Origin of the sequence: Variovorax sp. LjRoot175, assembly GCF_964253805.1 — a bacterium.
Lineage (GTDB): Bacteria > Pseudomonadota > Gammaproteobacteria > Burkholderiales > Burkholderiaceae_C > Variovorax.
In genome coordinates, this window is the sequence record NZ_CAXURY020000001.1 from 1493158 (window position 1) to 1511381 (window position 18224).

At 66.0% G+C, this 18224-nt stretch carries 16 protein-coding genes; 7 read left to right on the forward strand and 9 right to left on the reverse strand.

Features of this window, described 5'->3' with window-relative positions:
• Positions 1–74 precede the first annotated feature (74 nt).
• From gltA to ACSQ89_RS07505, 7 genes are all read right to left on the reverse strand, one after another.
• Complete coding sequence (gene gltA, locus ACSQ89_RS07475) at positions 75–1385, reverse strand: citrate synthase (RefSeq protein ID WP_093106514.1); 1311 nt, start codon at positions 1383–1385, stop codon at positions 75–77.
• Between the two features lie 23 nt (positions 1386–1408).
• On the reverse strand, positions 1409–1711 hold the full coding sequence (locus tag ACSQ89_RS07480; protein ID WP_093106511.1) for a succinate dehydrogenase assembly factor 2: 303 nt from the start codon (positions 1709–1711) through the stop codon (positions 1409–1411).
• A gap of 13 nt (positions 1712–1724) precedes the next feature.
• Positions 1725–2426, reverse strand: a complete 702-nt coding sequence (locus tag ACSQ89_RS07485; protein ID WP_093106509.1) for a succinate dehydrogenase iron-sulfur subunit — start codon at positions 2424–2426, stop codon at positions 1725–1727.
• A 23-nt stretch (positions 2427–2449) separates the two neighbouring features.
• Positions 2450–4258 (reverse strand): succinate dehydrogenase flavoprotein subunit, encoded by a 1809-nt coding sequence (sdhA, locus tag ACSQ89_RS07490; RefSeq protein WP_093106506.1) that lies wholly within the window; start codon positions 4256–4258, stop codon positions 2450–2452.
• A gap of 4 nt (positions 4259–4262) precedes the next feature.
• Positions 4263–4628 (reverse strand): succinate dehydrogenase, hydrophobic membrane anchor protein, encoded by a 366-nt coding sequence (gene sdhD / locus ACSQ89_RS07495; protein ID WP_436292613.1) that lies wholly within the window; start codon positions 4626–4628, stop codon positions 4263–4265.
• 13 nt (positions 4629–4641) lie between these two features.
• Positions 4642–5088 (reverse strand): succinate dehydrogenase, cytochrome b556 subunit, encoded by a 447-nt coding sequence (gene sdhC, locus ACSQ89_RS07500; protein WP_093106502.1) that lies wholly within the window; start codon positions 5086–5088, stop codon positions 4642–4644.
• Positions 5089–5248: 160 nt separating this feature from the next.
• Positions 5249–6007 carry a GntR family transcriptional regulator gene (locus ACSQ89_RS07505; RefSeq protein WP_436292614.1) on the reverse strand — a complete coding sequence of 253 codons (759 nt, stop codon included), beginning with the start codon at positions 6005–6007 and terminating at the stop codon, positions 5249–5251.
• Positions 6008–6167: 160 nt separating this feature from the next.
• On the opposite strand from ACSQ89_RS07505, the gene ACSQ89_RS07510 reads away from it, so the two are divergent.
• From ACSQ89_RS07510 to ACSQ89_RS07530, 5 genes are all read left to right on the forward strand, one after another.
• Positions 6168–7154 carry a malate dehydrogenase gene (locus ACSQ89_RS07510; RefSeq protein WP_436292615.1) on the forward strand — a complete coding sequence of 329 codons (987 nt, stop codon included), beginning with the start codon at positions 6168–6170 and terminating at the stop codon, positions 7152–7154.
• An 18-nt stretch (positions 7155–7172) separates the two neighbouring features.
• Positions 7173–7949 carry a trans-aconitate 2-methyltransferase gene (gene tam / locus ACSQ89_RS07515; RefSeq protein WP_436292616.1) on the forward strand — a complete coding sequence of 259 codons (777 nt, stop codon included), beginning with the start codon at positions 7173–7175 and terminating at the stop codon, positions 7947–7949.
• Positions 7950–8011: 62 nt separating this feature from the next.
• Positions 8012–9013: an HpcH/HpaI aldolase/citrate lyase family protein gene (locus tag ACSQ89_RS07520; RefSeq protein ID WP_093106491.1), complete on the forward strand. Its 1002-nt coding sequence runs from the start codon at positions 8012–8014 to the stop codon at positions 9011–9013.
• Positions 9014–9044: 31 nt separating this feature from the next.
• On the forward strand, positions 9045–9608 hold the full coding sequence (locus ACSQ89_RS07525) for a hypothetical protein (protein WP_436292617.1): 564 nt from the start codon (positions 9045–9047) through the stop codon (positions 9606–9608).
• Between the two features lie 63 nt (positions 9609–9671).
• Positions 9672–12257: a bifunctional aconitate hydratase 2/2-methylisocitrate dehydratase gene (locus ACSQ89_RS07530; RefSeq protein ID WP_436292618.1), complete on the forward strand. Its 2586-nt coding sequence runs from the start codon at positions 9672–9674 to the stop codon at positions 12255–12257.
• A 40-nt stretch (positions 12258–12297) separates the two neighbouring features.
• Here the strand turns inward: ACSQ89_RS07530 and ACSQ89_RS07535 are convergent, their stop codons facing one another.
• On the reverse strand, positions 12298–13131 hold the full coding sequence (locus tag ACSQ89_RS07535; RefSeq protein WP_436292619.1) for a helix-turn-helix domain-containing protein: 834 nt from the start codon (positions 13129–13131) through the stop codon (positions 12298–12300).
• A gap of 131 nt (positions 13132–13262) precedes the next feature.
• Here ACSQ89_RS07535 and ACSQ89_RS07540 point away from each other — a divergent pair, with 131 nt between their 5' ends.
• Together ACSQ89_RS07540 and ACSQ89_RS07545 are read left to right on the forward strand one after the other, a co-directional pair.
• Entirely contained in the window at positions 13263–13679 is a 417-nt protein-coding gene (locus tag ACSQ89_RS07540) for a hypothetical protein (RefSeq protein ID WP_436292620.1), read from the forward strand.
• A 94-nt stretch (positions 13680–13773) separates the two neighbouring features.
• Positions 13774–16641, forward strand: coding sequence for an aconitate hydratase (locus tag ACSQ89_RS07545; protein ID WP_093106481.1), 2868 nt, complete (start codon positions 13774–13776; stop codon positions 16639–16641).
• A gap of 79 nt (positions 16642–16720) precedes the next feature.
• Here the strand turns inward: ACSQ89_RS07545 and ACSQ89_RS07550 are convergent, their stop codons facing one another.
• Positions 16721–18127 (reverse strand): C13 family peptidase, encoded by a 1407-nt coding sequence (locus ACSQ89_RS07550; RefSeq protein WP_436292621.1) that lies wholly within the window; start codon positions 18125–18127, stop codon positions 16721–16723.
• Positions 18128–18224 lie beyond the last annotated feature (97 nt).

The following is an 18224-nucleotide window of genomic DNA, read 5'->3' on the forward strand; positions in this document are numbered from 1 at the left end:
CGGCGCCGCGTGTCAGCCAAGACGCAAAAAAGCTGCCCGAGGGCAGCTTTCCGAGTTGAGCGCGAACGCGAGGCTCAGCGCTGGGCGATGGGTTGCACGTCGCGCTTGGGCGAGCCTTCGAAGAGCTGGCGCGGACGGCCGATCTTGTACTCCGGGTCGCCGATCATCTCGTTGAGCTGGGCGATCCAGCCGACGGTGCGCGCGAGCGCGAAGATCGCGGTGAAGAGCGGCACCGGAATGCCGATCGCGCGCTGCACGATGCCCGAGTAGAAGTCGACGTTCGGGTAGAGCTTGCGCGAGACGAAGTATTCGTCTTCGAGCGCGATCTTCTCGAGCGCCATCGCGAGCTTGAACAGCGGGTCGTTCTCGAGGCCCAATTCGCTCAGCACTTCCCTGCAGGTTTCCTGCATCAGCTTGGCGCGCGGATCGTAGTTCTTGTAGACGCGGTGCCCGAAGCCCATCAGCTTGACGTTCGAGTTCTTGTCCTTGACCTGCTTGATGAACTCGCCGATCTTGTCGACGCCGCCGGCCTTCTGGATGTCGTGGAGCATGTTGAGCGCCGCCTCGTTGGCGCCGCCGTGGGCCGGGCCCCAGAGGCAGGCCACGCCCGCCGCGATCGCCGCGAAGGGGTTGGTGCCCGACGAGCCGCACAGGCGCACGGTCGAGGTCGAGGCGTTCTGCTCGTGGTCGGCATGCAGGATGAAGATCCGGTCGAGCGCGCGCTCGAGCACCGGGCTCACCTTGTATTCCTCGCAGGGCGTCGCGAACATCATGTGCAGGAAGTTGCCCGCATAGCTGAGGTCGTTCTTCGGGTACATGTAGGGCTGGCCGATCGTGTACTTGTAGGCCATGGCCACGAGCGTCGGCATCTTCGCGATCAGGCGGATCGCGGCGATCTCGCGGTGCTTCGGATTGGTGATGTCCGTGCTGTCGTGATAGAAGGCCGACAGCGCGCCGACCAGGCCGGTCATGATGGCCATCGGGTGCGCATCGCGGCGGAAACCGCGCAGGAAGAACTGCATCTGCTCGTTGACCATCGTGTGGTTGGTCACGAGCTTGGTGAAGCCGGCCTTCTGCGTCGCGTTCGGCAGATCGCCGTACAGCAGCAGATGACAAGTCTCGAGGAAGTCGCAGTTGGTGGCGAGCTGCTCGATCGGGTAGCCGCGGTACAGCAGCTCGCCCTTGTCGCCGTCGATGTAGGTGATGGCTGACTCGCACGAGGCCGTCGACATGAAGCCCGGGTCGTAGGTGAACATCCCTGTCTGGGCATAGAGCTTGCGGATGTCGATCACGTCGGGGCCCATGGTGCCCTTGTAGATCGGCAGCTCGACGTTCTGTCCGCCGTTGCTGAACGACAGGGTGGCCTTGGTCTCGGATGCTTTCATTGCGAGTGTCTTTCAAAGAATGTTCAGGAGGGTTGGGATTGCGCGCCGTCGGTGCGCATCAACTGCAGGAGTTCGATCACGTCGGCCCCGGCCCATTCGGGCTCGGGTTCCTTTCTTCGAAGCAGCAGGTCGAGCAGATCGTTGTCCGACAGGTCCATCAATGTCTCCAATGCCTGCGCCTGCCCGCAGGTCAGACCTTCTTCATGCCGCTCGAAGAAGCGCGCGATGAAGAGGTCGTTTTCAAGCAAGCCTCGCCGGCAGCGCCATCGCAGCTTGCTCAGCGCACGTTCGCTGATCGGCTGCCGGAGGTCGGTGGCGGATTGCATGGTCTTGAAAAGTTCAGATGGCGCGGCGCACCATCAGTTCCTTGATCTTGCCGATCGCCTTGGTCGGGTTCAGGTTCTTCGGGCACACGTCGACGCAGTTCATGATCGTGTGGCAGCGGAACAGGCGGTACGGGTCTTCGAGGTTGTCCAGGCGTTCGGCGGTGGCCTCGTCGCGGCTGTCGGCGATGAAGCGGTAGGCCTGCAGCAGGCCGGCCGGGCCGACGAACTTGTCGGGGTTCCACCAGAAGCTCGGGCAGCTGGTCGAACAGCTCGCGCACAGGATGCATTCGTACAGGCCGTTCAGCTCATCGCGCTCTTCGGGCGACTGCAGGCGCTCCTTTTCGGGCGGCACGCTGTCGTTCTGCAGGTAGGGCTTGATCGAGTTGTACTGCTTGAAGAACTGCGTCATGTCCACGATCAGGTCGCGGATCACCGGCAGCCCGGGCAGCGGCTTCAGCACGATCGTGCCCTTGAGCGTGAGCATGTTGGTCAGGCAGGCGAGGCCGTTCTTGCCGTTGATGTTCATCGCGTCCGAGCCGCAGACGCCTTCGCGGCAGGAGCGGCGGAACGACAGCGTCGGATCCTGCGCCTTCAGCTTCATCAGGGCGTCGAGCAGCATGCGCTCGTGGCCGTCGAGCTCGATCTCGACGGTCTGCATGTAGGGTTTGGCGTCCTTGTCCGGGTCGTAGCGGTAGATCTGGAATGTGCGCTTCATCGTGAAAACCTTGAGATATGTTCTTAGAAGGTACGGACCTTGGGAGGCACGGACTCGACCGTCAGCGGTTTCAGCTTGACGGGCTTGTAGGACAGGCGGTTGTCCTGGCTGTACCAGAGCGTGTGCTTCATCCAGTTCGCGTCGTCGCGGCCCAGCGGCGCGACGGGATCGTCGGACGGGCGCTCGTAGTCTTCGACCGTGTGCGCGCCGCGGCACTCCTTGCGCGCGGCGGCCGAGACCATGGTGGCCTGCGCCACCTCGATCAGGTTGTCGACTTCCAGCGCCTCGATGCGCGCGGTGTTGAAGACGCGCGACTTGTCTTTCAGCGTGACCTTGGCCACGCGCTCACGCACGGCGGCGATCTTCTTGACGCCCTCGTCCATGGAAGCCTGCTTGCGGAACACGGCGGCGTGCTGCTGCATCACGGAGCGGATCTCGCCGGCCACGTCTTGCGCATACTCGCCCGAAGTCGACGACTCGAGCTGGTTCAGGCGTTCCAGCGTGCGATCGGCGGCATCGGCGGGCAGCGGCTTGTGTTCCTTCAGCTTGTCGTTGAATTCGACGATGTGGTTTCCGGCCGCGCGGCCGAACACCAGCAGGTCGAGCAGCGAATTGGTGCCCAGGCGGTTGGCGCCGTGCACGCTCACGCAGGAGCATTCGCCCACCGCGTACAGGCCGTTGACCACGGCGCTGTTTTCCTCGCCCTTCTGGATCACGACCTGGCCGTTGATATTGGTCGGAATGCCGCCCATCTGGTAGTGGATGGTCGGCACCACCGGGATCGGCTCCTTCGTGATATCGACGTTGGCGAAGTTGACGCCGATCTCGTACACCGAAGGCAGGCGCTTGTGGATGGTCTCGGCACCGAGGTGGTCGAGCTTCAGCAGCACGTAGTCCTTGTTCGGGCCGCAGCCGCGGCCTTCCTTGATTTCCTGGTCCATCGAGCGCGAGACGAAATCGCGCGGCGCCAGGTCCTTGAGCGTGGGCGCGTAGCGCTCCATGAATCGTTCGCCGTTGCTGTTGAGCAGGATCGCGCCTTCGCCGCGGCAGCCTTCGGTCAGCAAGACGCCGGCGCCGGCCACGCCGGTCGGGTGGAACTGCCAGAACTCCATGTCCTGCAGCGGAATGCCCGAGCGCGCCGCCATGCCGAGGCCGTCGCCGGTGTTGATGAAGGCGTTGGTCGAGGCCGCGAAGATGCGGCCCGCGCCGCCGGTGGCCAGCAGCACGGTCTTGGCCTGCAGGATGTGCAGATCTCCGGTTTCCATCTCGAGCGCGGTCACGCCGACCACATCGCCCTCGGCGTCGCGGATCAGGTCGAGCGCCATCCACTCGACGAAGAATTGCGTGCGTGCCTCGACGTTCTTCTGATAGAGCGTGTGCAGCATCGCGTGGCCGGTGCGGTCGGCCGCTGCGCAGGCGCGCTGCACGGGCTTCTCGCCGTAGTTGGCGGTGTGGCCGCCGAAGGGGCGCTGGTAGATGGTGCCGTCCGGATTGCGGTCGAAGGGCATGCCGAAATGCTCGAGCTCGTACACCACCTTCGGCGCTTCGCGGCACATGAACTCGATCGCGTCCTGGTCGCCGAGCCAGTCGGAGCCCTTGATCGTGTCGTAGAAGTGGTAGTGCCAGTTGTCCTCGCTCATGTTGCCGAGCGAGGCACCGACGCCGCCTTGCGCCGCGACGGTGTGCGAACGGGTCGGGAACACCTTGGACAGCACGGCCACGTTGAGGCCGGCGCGCGCCAGTTGCAGCGAGGCGCGCATGCCGGAGCCGCCGGCGCCGACGATGACGACGTCGAACTTGCGCTTGGTGATTTGTTCTTTGGTATAGGACATGGGGTCAGACTCTCCAGAGCACTTGAATGGCCCAACCCGCGCACGCTACAAGCCAGACGATCGTGAAAACCTGCAAAACGAGACGGATGCCGACCGGCTGGACGTAGTCCATCCAGATGTCGCGCATGCCGACCCAGACGTGATAGAGCAACGAAGCGATCACGACGAAGGTCAGAACCTTCATCCACTGCGAAGCGAAGATGCCGGCCCACGCGTCGTAGCCGATCGGCCCACGCGTGAAGATCACCTGCACGAGCAGGATGATGGTGAAGAGCGCCATCAGGGCACCCGTGATGCGTTGGCTGAGCCAGTCGCGCAGACCGTAATGCGCGCCGACGACGATGCGCTTGGAGCCGTAGTTCACAGACATCTCGTGCTCCTTCTCAGTAGAGGCCGAACAGCTTGGCGCCGAGGACCAGGGTCAAGAGGATGCTGATCGCCAGCGTGGCGATGGCCGAGCTGTGGCCGAATTCCTTGCTCGCCGCGGCATGGCTCACGTCCATCCACAGATGGCGCAGGCCGGCGACGAAGTGGTGCAGGTAGGCCCAGATCAGCGCCAGCACCACCAGCTTCAGAAACCATCCCGGAACGAAACCAAGGCCGCTGTTGAAGGCGGCCTTGAAGCGGGCGTAGGAGTACTCGGAAGACACGGAGGTGTCGAACATCCAGAGGATGAAGGGAAGCAGCAGGAATATCAGCGCACCGCTCACGCGGTGAAGAATCGACACGACGGCGGCCGGCGGAAGCCGGTAGGTGGTCACATCGGTGAAGACATTGATGTTGCGGAACTCGCGTCGCGGGGGGCGGGGTGGTGTGGCCAGCTCTGTCATGGGGGCTTTCGGTATATTTTTCGAGGGGCGGCTTGGTCTTTGGCGGAAATGCAAACAACGCAAAATTCTATTGCAACGCACCATCGCGCTTCGTGCGCCGCGAAGTCGTCGCACTGCCTCGCTCGGATGCTACTGATTCGATAGCGGTGGTGCGGAAGGCTCAGCCAAGTTCATTGCGATAGTGGTGCGTGTCGGTGCGATAGAGGCCGCGGCGCAGTTCCATCGGCGTGTCGTGATAGGTGTGGGCCACGCGCTCCACGCTCAGAAGCGGCGTGGCGGTGGACACGGCGAGCAGCGCGGCCTGCGCCGCGTCCGGCAGCACGGCGCGAATCTTTTCTTCGGCGCGCACCATGCGCACGCCGAACTCGGTTTCGAACATCGCGTACATCGGGCCGTGCCAGGCGTTCAGCCGCTCCGCCGTCAAACCCTTGAAGGGCGCGCCCGGCAGCCAGAGGTCTTCGAGGATGGTCGGCGTTCCGCGGTACGCCAGCACGCGCCGGACCTGCAAGACGGCATCGCCGGTGCGAAGCGCCAGCAGGCGCGCGATGTCGGCGCTCGCGCGCAGCCGTTTGCAGTCGACGATCTCGCGCTCGGCCGGGCCCTCGCTGTCGACGTCGCCGCTGTCCGGCACCAGCTTCAGGAAGCGGTACTGGACGTGCTGCTCGGCGTGCGTGGCGACGAAGGTGCCCTTGCCCTGGCGGCGCACGACCAGGTTCTCGGCCGCGAGCTCGTCGATGGCCTTGCGTACCGTGCCCTGGCTCACGCGAAAGCGCGCCGCGAGTTCGATCTCGCTCGGGATCGGCTCGCCCGGCTTCCATTCGCCGGCATGCAGGCTCTGCAGGATCAAGGACTTGATCTGCTGGTAGAGCGGGCTGAACGAGGGCGTCAGCTCGGCAAGCGCGGTGGGGGAGGTGCTCATGTCGGCCGACATCTTATATAAGACACAAGACTGGCGCCATCGAAAGCGCAAATCGGCATAAAATCTTCGACGGCCTTTGCGCCCGGGCGGATCGCCCGGCCCGACCTCCGCGGCCGCACCCGCGACCGCGCACCGTTTCATCACATCCTGGAGTTTTCCCATGAGCAAAAAGCCTGTTCGCGTTGCCGTCACTGGTGCCGCCGGTCAGATCGGTTATGCCCTGTTGTTCCGCATCGCCTCCGGCGAAATGCTCGGCAAGGACCAGCCGGTCATCCTGCAACTGCTCGAGATCCCGGACGAGAAAGCCCAGAAGGCGCTCAAGGGCGTGATCATGGAGCTCGAAGACTGCGCCTTCCCGCTGCTCGCCGGCGTGATCCCCACCGGCGATCCGCTGGTCGCCTTCAAGGATGCCGACTACGCGCTGCTGGTCGGCGCCCGCCCGCGCGGCCCCGGCATGGAGCGCGCCGACCTGCTGGCCGCCAACGCTCAGATCTTCACAGCTCAGGGCAAGGCCCTCGACCAGGTCGCGAGCCGCAACGTCAAGGTGCTGGTGGTCGGCAACCCCGCCAACACCAATGCCTACATCGCGATGAAGAGCGCGCCCAGCCTGCCGCGCAAGAACTTCACCGCCATGCTGCGCCTGGACCACAACCGTGCCGCCAGCCAGATCGCCGCCAAGACCGGCACCGCCGTCGGCGACATCGAAAAGCTCACCGTCTGGGGCAACCACTCGCCCACGATGTACGCCGACTACCGCTTCGCCACGGTCGGCGGCAAGAGCGTCAAGGACCTGATCAACGACCAGGTCTGGAATGCCGACGTCTTCCTGCCCACCGTGGGCAAGCGCGGCGCCGCGATCATCGAAGCGCGCGGCCTGTCCTCGGCCGCTTCGGCTGCCAACGCCGCCATCGACCACATGCGCGACTGGGCCCTGGGCTCCAAGGGCAAGTGGGTCACCATGGGCATCCCGTCGGACGGCCAGTACGGCATTCCGAAGGATGTGATCTTCGGCTTCCCGGTCACCACCGAGAACGGCGAGTACAAGCTGGTCGAAGGCCTCGAGATCGACGCCTTCAGCCAGGAGCGCATCGACAAGACGCTGAAGGAACTGCTGGACGAACAGGCCGGCGTGGCTCACCTGCTCTAAGCGCAGTCAGTCACCGGCATGCTCGACTGGAATCCCGCGCTCTACCGTCGCTATGAGGACGAGCGCACGCGCCCGGCACAGGAGCTGCTGGCGCGCGTGCCCTTGACCGGGGCGGCCCGCGTGGTCGACCTCGGCTGCGGGCCTGGCAATTCCACCGAGCTGCTGGTGCAGCGATTTCCCGCTGCCGAGGTGCTCGGCACCGACAACTCCGAAGCCATGCTGGTCAGCGCGCGCGAGCGCCTGCCCCAGGCCCGCTTCGAACTCAGCGACATCGCGCGCTGGCAGCCCGAGCTGCCGCCCGATCTGATCTACGCCAACGCCTCCTTGCAGTGGGTGCCCGATCACGAGACGCTGATCCCGCGCCTGTTCGCTGCATTGGCGCCCGGCGGCGTGCTCGCCATCCAGATGCCGGACAACCGCGAGGAGCCCACGCACCGGCTGATGCGTGAAGTCGCGGCCGAGGCGCCGTGGACTCTAGCGATCGGCGATGCGGACAAGCTGCGCACGCAACTGCTGCCGATCGACGGCTACTACGACCTGCTGGCTGCCGATTCGGCACAGGTCGACGTCTGGCGCACCGCCTACCAGCATCCGATGGCTTCTGCCGCCGCGATCGTCGAGTGGGTGCGCGGCACCGGGCTCAAGCCCTTCGTCGACCGGCTGCCGGCCGATCTGCAGGCCAGCTACCTGGCCGAGTACCAGCGCCGCGTCGACGGCGCTTATCCCGTGCGCACCGACGGCAAGCGCCTGCTGGCCTTCCCGCGCATGTTCATCGTGGCGCAGCGCAAGGCATGAGCCGCCGGGCCGTTCCCAAGGCGAATACCGCAGCGCGCAGCGCGCAGCGCGGAGGTTACGCAATGAGCACTTCCGCGCATCCACGGGACGTGCTGCTCGGCGCGCAAGCCGGTGCCGTCGTGTTGCCCGTGTGCGACCACTACAGCGGCGTCGAATCGCGCATGCGCAAGAGCCTGGCGCTGCAGGCCGAGATGGCCCAGGAGTTCGGCGCCTGCGTGTTCGATGTCACGCTCGACTGCGAAGACGGCGCCCCCGTGGGCGGCGAAGCCGAGCATGCCGCGCTGGTCACCGAGTTGGCGCTGGCTGCCGCACCCGGCATGCGCGTGGGCGCACGGGTGCATCCGGTCGACCACCCGGCCTTTGCCGGCGACGTGATCACCATCGCGGGGCGTGCCGGCCATCGCCTGAGCCACCTGATGGTGCCCAAGGTCGAATCGGCCGAGGACGTGCGCGAGGCCGTCGAGGCCCTCAACGCGGCCGGCGCCGAAGCGGTGCCGCTGCACGTGCTGATCGAATCGCCGTTGGCCGTGCACCATGCCTTCGACATCGCCGCCCATCCGCGCGTCCAGTCGCTGAGCTTCGGCCTGATGGATTTCGTCTCGGCGCACGGCGGCGCGATCCCGGCCGAGGGCATGGGCGCGGCCGGGCAGTTCACGCATCCGCTGGTGGTGCGCGCCAAGCTCGAAATCGCTTCGGCCGCGCACGCGCACGGCAAGGTGCCGTCGCATTGCGTGGTTACAGAATTCAACGACATCGATGCGATGCGCGCCGCGGCGAAAAAAGCAGCGGGTGAGTTCGGCTACACGCGCATGTGGAGCATCCACCCGAACCAGATCCGCCCCATCCTCGAGGCCTTCGCGCCCGATGAGCGGCAGATTCAAATGGCTACAAAAATCATAGCGGCTGCCACTGCCGCCGATTGGGCGCCGGTCAGTTTTGATGGCACATTGCACGACCGCGCAAGCTACCGTCATTTCTGGCAGGTACTTTCGCGTGCGCACGCCACCGGCCGTGCGCTGCCGTCCGAGGCGCAAGCTTGGTTTGCTGCACCGGCGTCCTCCTGAAAACCGAACCTCCTCCAAAGGAAAGACACCCATGAAGAAGATCGCACTGATCGCCGCCGTCGCCCTCGCGCTGCCGGCCCTTGCCCAGAACGCAGCGGATTCCGCCGCCAAGCCGCCCCTCAAGGAACGGGCCAAGAGTACGGCCAAGAACGTGACGCAGAAGGTCGTGCCCAAGCGCGTCATCAAGAAGGTCGAGGAAGCCAAGCCCATCAGCGAAGAGACCGACGTCGTGCTCACGCCCGAAGACCTGGCCGTCGCGCAGCGCGTGCTCACCGGCACCATCAAGTGCGAACTGGGCGCGAGCGTGAAGATCGATGCCAGCGAGAAGAAGCAAGGCTTCTTCATCGTCACGCACGGCACCACGCGCTATTTCATGCACCCGGTCAACAGCCGCACTGGCGCAATCCGCCTCGAAGACCCGCGTGCCGAAGCCATGTGGCTTCAGCTGGGCAACAAGTCGATGCTGATGAGCCAGAAGCAGGGCCTGCGCCTGGCCGACGAATGCCAGGCAACCGAGCAGGCGCTGATGGCCGAAGACATGAAGAAGAACCCGCCCAAGAGCCTGTTCGAGGGCGCGGACGCACCCAAGAGGTAAATCAAGGCGCCGGCGGCCCGCCTTTTGCTAGGCCGCCACTGGTTTCAGATCCCGGAGAAAAAGATGTTGCAAGCCTACGTTGACCATGTCGCCGAGCGCGCCGCGCTCGGCATCCCGCCGCTGCCGCTGTCGGCCCAGCAGACCAGCGAGCTCATCGAGCTGCTGAAGAACGCCACCGCCAAGGACGGCGAATTCCTGCTGAACCTGCTCACGCACCGTGTGCCTGCCGGCGTGGACGACGCGGCCAAGGTCAAGGCGAGCTACCTGGCGGCCGTGGCCCACGGCAGCGAGAAGAGCACGCTCATCTCGCGCGCCCATGCCACGGAACTGCTGGGCACCATGCTCGGCGGCTACAACATCAGCCCGCTGATCGACCTGCTCGACGACGCCGAAGTGGGCGCCGTCGCAGCCGAGGGTCTGAAGAAGACCCTGCTGATGTTCGACCAGTTCCACGACGTCAAGGAAAAGGCCGACAAGGGCAACGCCAATGCCAAGGCGGTGCTGCAGAGCTGGGCCGATGCCGAGTGGTTCACCAGCCGGCCCGAAGTGCCGCAAAGCCTCACGATCACCGTGCTCAAGGTGAGCGGCGAGACCAACACCGACGACCTGTCGCCCGCGCCCGACGCCACCACGCGCCCCGACATCCCGATGCATGCGCTGGCCATGCTGAAGAACGCGCGCCCCGGCATCACGCCGGAAGAAGACGGCAAGCGCGGCCCGGTCAAGTTCATCGAGTCGCTGAAGGACAAGGGCCACCTGGTCGCCTACGTGGGCGATGTGGTCGGCACCGGTTCGTCGCGCAAGAGCGCCACCAACTCGGTGCTCTGGTTCACCGGCCAGGACATTCCCTTCATCCCCAACAAGCGCTTCGGCGGCGTGTGCCTGGGCAACAAGATCGCGCCGATCTTCTACAACACGATGGAAGACGCGGGCGCGCTGCCGATCGAGCTCGACGTGAGCCAGATGGAGATGGGCGACGTGGTCGAGCTGCGCCCCTATGAAGGCAAGGCGCTGAAGGACGGCAAGCTCATCGCCGAGTTCAAGCTCAAGAGCGATGTGCTGTTCGACGAAGTGCGTGCCGGCGGCCGCATCCCGCTGATCATCGGCCGCGGCCTCACGGCCAAGGCACGCGAGGCGCTGGGCCTGCCGGCTTCGACGCTGTTTCGCCTGCCGGTCAGCCCGGCCGATTCGAAGAAGGGCTATTCGCTGGCCCAGAAGATGGTCGGCCGCGCCTGTGGCCTGCCGGAAGGCATGGGCGTGCGCCCGGGCACCTACTGCGAGCCGAAGATGACCAGCGTCGGTTCGCAGGACACCACCGGCCCGATGACGCGCGACGAGCTGAAGGACTTGGCCTGCCTGGGCTTCAGCGCCGACCTGGTGATGCAGTCCTTCTGCCACACGGCGGCCTACCCGAAGAAGGTCGACGTCAAGATGCACCACGAGTTGCCCGACTTCATGAGCAACCGCGGCGGCGTCTCGCTGCGCCCGGGCGACGGCGTGATCCACTCGTGGCTGAACCGCCTCTTGACGCCCGACACCGTCGGCACCGGCGGCGACAGCCACACGCGCTTCCCGATCGGCATCAGCTTCCCGGCCGGTTCGGGCCTGGTGGCCTTCGCGGCTGCGACCGGCGTGATGCCGCTGGACATGCCCGAGTCGGTGCTGGTGCGCTTCAAGGGCACGATGCAGCCAGGCGTCACGCTGCGCGACCTGGTCAATGCGATTCCGCTCTATGCGATCAAGTCGGGCCTGCTCACGGTCGAGAAGAAGGGCAAGAAGAACATCTTCTCGGGCCGCATCCTCGAGATCGAAGGCCTGCCGGAGCTCAAGGTCGAACAGGCCTTCGAACTGAGCGACGCCTCGGCCGAGCGTTCGGCCGCGGGCTGCACGGTGCACCTGAACAAGGAACCGATCATCGAGTACATCAACAGCAACATCACGCTGATGAAGTGGATGATCGCCGAAGGCTATGCCGATGCGCGCACCCTGCAGCGCCGTATCGCCGCGCAGGAAGCCTGGCTCAAGGATCCGCAGCTGCTCAAGGGCGACGCCGATGCCGAATACGCCGCCGTGATCGAGATCGACCTGGCCGACATCCACGAGCCCATCGTGGCCTGCCCGAACGACCCCGACGACGTGAAGACGCTGTCGGACGTGGCCGGCGCCAAGATCGACGAAGTGTTCATCGGTTCGTGCATGACCAACATCGGCCACTTCCGCGCGGCGTCCAAGCTGCTCGAAGGCAAGCGCGACATCCCGGTCAAGCTGTGGATCGCGCCGCCGACCAAGATGGATGCGCAGCAGCTCACCGAAGAAGGCCACTACGGCGTGTTCGGCAACGCGGGTGCGCGCACCGAGATGCCGGGCTGCTCGCTGTGCATGGGCAACCAGGCGCAGGTGCGCGAAGGCGCGACCGTGATGTCGACCAGCACGCGCAACTTCCCCAACCGCCTGGGCAAGAACACCAACGTGTACCTGGGCAGCGCCGAGCTGGCCGCGATCTGCTCGCGCCTGGGCCGCATTCCGACCAAGGAAGAGTACATGGCCAGCGTCGGCGTGCTCGATGCGTCGAGCGCGCAGATCTACCAGTACCTGAATTTCGACAAGATCGAGGATTACAAGGGCGTGGCAGATTCGGTCGCGGCCTGACCGTTGCTCGCCGCCAGGCGCCTCAGTAAAAAGCCCGCCTCTAGGCGGGCTTTTTTTCTCCTTCGTGGAGCGCTGCCAGTGCTGCGGCCGTCTGCGCATCCGCCGGAAAGAAGGACTCCACCGCCAGTTCCTGCAGCGTCACATCCACCGGCGTGCCGAAGATGGTGGTGGTGCTGATGAAGCTCAGCACGCCCTGCGGCGTCACGAACTGGAAGGGCACCACCACGCCGTTGAGCTCGCCGCCCGCGGCGGGCGTGTCGTGGCTGACGTTCGGTGCCGGATAGGCCGCCAGTTCATCGTGCAGTGCAGAGAGCGCCGCGTCGCCCGTGGCCGCGATCTGTTGCTGCAGCCGTTCGAGCAGATGCGCGCGCCACTGGGCCAGGTTCGCGATGCGCGAGGCCAGGCCATCGGGGTGCAGGCTGAGCCGCAGCACGTTGACCGGCGGCTTCAGCAGCTCTGGCGCCGCGCCCGCCATCAGCAGCGGCACGAGCGCGTTGTACGCCACCAGGTTCCAGTGGCGATCGACCGCCAGCGCCGGAAAGGGCTCGTGCCCCTTGAGCACCAGGTCGACCGCCCGGCGCGCCGAGGCGAGGGCGGGATCGTCCAGCGAGCGCTGCCGGTACATCGGCGCGTAGCCGGCCGCCACCAGCAGCGTGTTGCGTTCGCGCAGCGGCACTTCGAGCCGCTCGGCAAGGCGCAGCACCATCTCGCGGCTGGGCTCGGCGCGGCCGGTTTCGACGTAGCTCAGGTGGCGCGTCGAGACCTGGGCCTCGTGCGCCAGGTCGAGCTGGCTCAGGCGGCGGTGCTGGCGCCAGTGGCGCAAGTGGATGCCGAAGGGGTCGGCCGCGGTAGGAGGTGTGCTGTGGGAGCTCATGGCCGCCATCCTAGTGAAGCGGCGCGCCGCGGCCATGACCTCCCAGGTCATCGACGGTCCGCCGTGTCGCCGGAATGATGGACCCCAACGCGACAGGAAGGGCCTGCGGCGTGCCACACAAGGAGTCCGTCATGTCCGTCTTCGCTTCTTCCCGCTTTCTGCCCCGCATGATGTGGGCCGATGCCGCTTCGTGCGCCGCGACCGGCCTGCTGCAGGTGGCCTTCACCGGCGTGCTGGCCCGCCTGAGCGGTCTGCCCGCGCCCCTGCTCCTGGGCACCGGCGTCTTCCTGCTGGCCTATGCCGCCGCCGCGGCATGGATGGCCAGCCGCGGCGTCCCGCCGCGCCGGCTGATCGGGCTGGTGGTCGTCGGCAACTTCGGCTGGGCCGCGGCCTGCGTTGCCCTGCTGGCCATCGGCGGGGCCGCGATCGCGCCGCTCGGGTGGGCCTGGGTGATTGCGCAAGCCCTGACCGTGGTCGTGCTGGCCGAACTGCAATGGATGGGCCTGCGCCACAGCCGGCCGGCGGCCCGCGGCGCGATCGCGGCATGAGCCTACGGAGCACTGGGGTGCGCTCCCCGACTACAGCCGTTGTCATCGATCCCTGCTATCTTTAAGGAGCTTCCACGAATCACAGGAGTTCCTCATGGCCAAAGAACCGGCACACGCTTTTGCCCCCATGCTCAAGACCTTCAAGACCGCATCGGGCAAAGCCGGCAAATACTGGTCACTCAAGGAACTCGCGAAGCAATACCCCAACGTCGACAAGCTGCCGGTGTCGATCCGCATCGTGCTCGAATCGGTGCTGCGCAACTGCGACGGCCAGAAGGTCACGGCCGAGCATGTCGAGCAACTCGCCAACTGGGCGCCCAATGCGGAGCGCACCGACGAGATCCCCTTCGTCGTGACCCGCGTGGTGCTGCAGGACTTCACCGGCGTGCCGCTGCTCGCAGACCTTGCCGCCATGCGCAGTGTCGCGAAGTCGCTGGGCAAGTCGCCCAAGACCATCGAGCCGCTGGTGCCGGTGGACCTGGTGGTCGACCACTCGGTGATGGTGGACTACTATGGCACGCCCAAGGCACTCGACCTCAACATGAAGCTCGAGTTCCAGCGCAACAACGAGCGCTACCAGTTCATGAAGTGGGGCATGCAGGCCTTTGACACCTTCGGCGTGGTGCCGCCCGGCTTCGGCATCGTGCACCAGGTCAACCTCGAATACTTCGCGCGCGGCGTCTACAAGAGCCCGAACGACGACGGCGACCCGCCGGTCTACTACCCCGACTCGCTGGTCGGCACCGACAGCCACACCACCATGATCAACGGCATCGGCGTGGTGGGCTGGGGCGTGGGCGGCATCGAGGCCGAGGCCGCGATGCTGGGCCAACCGGTCTACATGCTCACGCCCGACGTGGTGGGCTTCGAGCTCAGCGGCAAGCTGCGCGAAGGCGTCACGGCCACCGACCTGGTGCTCTATGTCACGGCCATCCTGCGCGGCGAGAAGGTGGTGGGCAAGTTCGTCGAGTTCTTCGGCCCCGGCGCGGCCTCGATCGCGGTGCCCGACCGCGCGACCATCGGCAACATGGCGCCCGAGTACGGCGCGACCATGGGCTTCTTCCCGGTCGACGAGATGACGGTGGCCTACTTCAAGGGCACCGGCCGCACCGACAAGGAAATCGAGCGCTTCGAGGCCTACTACAAGGCGCAGGGGCTGTTCGGCATGCCGGCGCCCGGCGAGCTGAACTACACCAAGGTCGTCAAGCTCGACCTCGGCACCGTGACGCCGAGCCTCGCGGGCCCCAAGCGCCCGCAGGACCGCATCGATCTCGGCCATCTCGCGACCAAATTCTCCGAGCTCTACAGCAAGCCCAACGAGGCCAACGGCTTCAACCAGCCGGCCGACAAGCTCAAGCTGCGCTATCCGCTGCCGCACAACGGCGAGTCGGCGGAGCAGGAGCCGGACGACCCGAAGCCGGGCGCGCCGCGCCCGGTGGTCGAAATGGCCGACAACAAGCCGACGTCGGAATCAGCGCACGTCGGCGACACGGCAGCCCATGTGAAAGCCAGCGGCGTGACCATCGGCAACGGCGACGTGCTGATCGCCGCCATCACCTCCTGCACCAACACCTCGAATCCCAGCGTGCTGCTGGCTGCCGGCCTGCTGGCCAAGAAGGCGGTGGAGGCGGGGCTCACGGTCAAGCCGCACATCAAGACCTCGCTGGCGCCGGGCTCGCGCATCGTGACCGAGTACCTCGAGAAGGCGGGCCTCCTGCAGTACCTCGAAAAGCTCGGCTTCTATCTCGCGGGCTACGGCTGCACCACCTGCATCGGCAATGCCGGCGACCTGGCGCCCGAGATCAACGAGGCGATCACCAAGAACAACCTCGTGGGCGCGGCCGTGCTTTCGGGCAACCGCAACTTCGAAGCGCGCATCCATCCGAACATCAAGGCCAACTTCCTGGCCTCGCCGCCGCTGGTGGTGGCCTATGCCATCGCGGGCAACGTGATGGTCGATCTCATGACCCAGCCGGTGGGCAAGGGCAAGAAGGGCAAGGACGTCTACCTCGGCGACATCTGGCCCAGCATGAAGGAGATCGACGAGAACCTGCACTATGCGATGAATGCGAAGGCCTTCCGCAAGAACTACGAGCAGATCAAGGACAACCCCGGCAAGCTGTGGAGCAGCATCAAGGGCACGACCGGGCAGGTGTACGACTGGCCCAAGTCCACCTACATCGCCGAGCCGCCCTTCTTCGAGGGCTTCAAGATGGAGCCGCACGCATCGGACGCCGGCTTCACCGGGGCGCGCATCATGGCGCTGTTCGGCGACTCGATCACCACCGACCACATCTCGCCGGCCGGCTCGATCAAGGAAAGCTCGCCGGCGGGCATCTGGCTCAAGGCGCATGGCGTGCAGAAGGCCGACTTCAACAGCTACGGCTCGCGCCGCGGCAACCATGACGTGATGATGCGCGGGACCTTCGCCAACGTGCGCATCAAGAACCTCATGCTTCCGCCGGGCCCGGACGGCTCGCGCGAGGAGGGCGGACTGACGCAGTTCCAGCCGGGCAACGAGAAGATGTTCATCTACGACGCCGCGATGAAGTACATCGAGCAGGGCGTGCCCACCGTCATCTTCGGCGGCGAGGAGTACGGCACCGGGTCGTCGCGCGACTGGGCGGCCAAGGGCACGCAGCTCTTGGGCATCAAGGCGGTGGTGGCGCGCAGTTTCGAGCGCATCCACCGCGCCAACCTGGTCGGTATGGGCGTGCTGCCGCTGCAGTTCCGCGGTGCCGATTCGTGGGAAAGCCTGGAGCTCACCGGCGGCGAGAAGATCGACGTCGTGATCGGCGGGGAACTCAAGCCGCAGATGGACGTCAAGATCGTGGTGCACCGTCCCGACGGCAGCCACCAGGAAGTGACGGTGCGCCTGCGCATCGACACGCCGATCGAGGTCGACTACTACAAACACGGCGGGATCCTGCCTTTTGTGCTCAGGCAGCTCCTCGCTGCCTGAGCACACAGGCAGAGCCTGCCTCTGTGACCGGCACGCGGCCGCGTGCCGGGGTGCTGCGGCAGCTGCTCGCTGCCTGAGCTCAGTTGCTGTCGAGCCGCTTCGCCAGGCGCTCGAGCACCGGGCGGATACCTTCGCCCACCTGGATCTGCGGGTTCGAGAAGCCGTCGTCCTTGCCGGCGTCGATTTCGCGCTGGCGAATCGCCGGCACGGCCGCCGCGAAGGCTGCTTCGAAGGAGTGGCTCTTGCGCAGTTCCTCGTTGAATACCGCGCGGCCGAAGAAGGTGAGTTCGGACAGCCTGCCGCAGCCGTAAGAGGTGTGCTCGGCATCGGCGGCGGTCATGATGAGGCTGTCCTCGGTGGCGAGGGGTTCGATCCAGCCGCCCGAATAGCAGGCCGAGATGGCGATCACGCGGTGCCGGATGCCGGCCGCGTCGAGCGCTTCGCGCACTTCCTGCGGCGTCAGCCACGGCACGGTCAGCGGCCAGTGCGTGGCGGCGAGCTTGAAATCCCGCGCGCCGTGCGAGGTCATGTAGAGCACCAGCACGTCGCGCTCGCGGTCCATGCGCGCGGCCAGCGCCTCCACGGCACGCCGCAGGTTCAGCGGCGTCGCCCAGGGGAGCTCCTGCGTGGTGGTCGTGTGGTTGACCAGGCGCAGCACGCGCCCCTTGGCGTCGAATCGCTCTTCGAGCAGGGTGGCCACCATGGCGCTTTCGCGCAGGAAGACATCTTCTGAGGCATAGGGCGCGAACACCAGTCCGTAGACATGGGATTCGCCGTCCGGCCGCGGCGCCAGGCCGGCGACGGCGCGCTGCCATACGGCCTGCTGTTCCTCGAAGGTCTCCTGCGTCAGCTGCAGCCGGGGCCGCTCCGGCGCCGCCGAGGCGCTGTAGTCCGGCTGCCAGACCCGCTCGCGGTCTTGCTGCGTGTCTTGCCAGATGCCGATGGCGGTGATGGCCAGCATGCCGGGGACGAAGAGGGCAAGGCGCATGCGCGAAGGCGTGCAGCGTGCCATGAGGCATATCGAGCTCAGCAGCCAGCACGCGATCAGGCTGCCGTAGACAGCCCAGAAGCCCGAGGTGGTGGTGAGCGGTTGAGGCAACCAGCCCCGGAAGTAGGCGAGGGCGAAGCCCGCCATGAGCAGGTTCCAGGGCACGGCGGCCCAGGTGCTCAACGCAAACCAGCGGCTCACGCTCGCGGCGGGCGACAGCGCCGCCCAGCCGACCCACAGCGTGAGCGCGACAGCCCACCAGGCATTCAGCTCCGCGGCCGGATGGAAGGTGGCCGGGCCGTCGATCTGGAGCCGTTCGATGCCCAGCACCAGCAGGAGCGGGATCAGCACGATGAGCATCAACTGCCAGGGGCTGGGCGAGGCCGCGATGCGAGGGGCCAGCAGCACCGAGGCGCGCAGGCCTTCGACGATCCAATGCCAGAAGCTGGGACGGCGTTGCACGTCGTGTGCGGGCAGGTCGGGATGCTCGTCTGTCATGCCCGGATGATGCCTTGCACGCAGGGATTCTTCGGCCCCGGTTCGCCAAACGCCGGCGTTTTCGAGAATAATTCTCATTTTGACAATTGGATTCCGC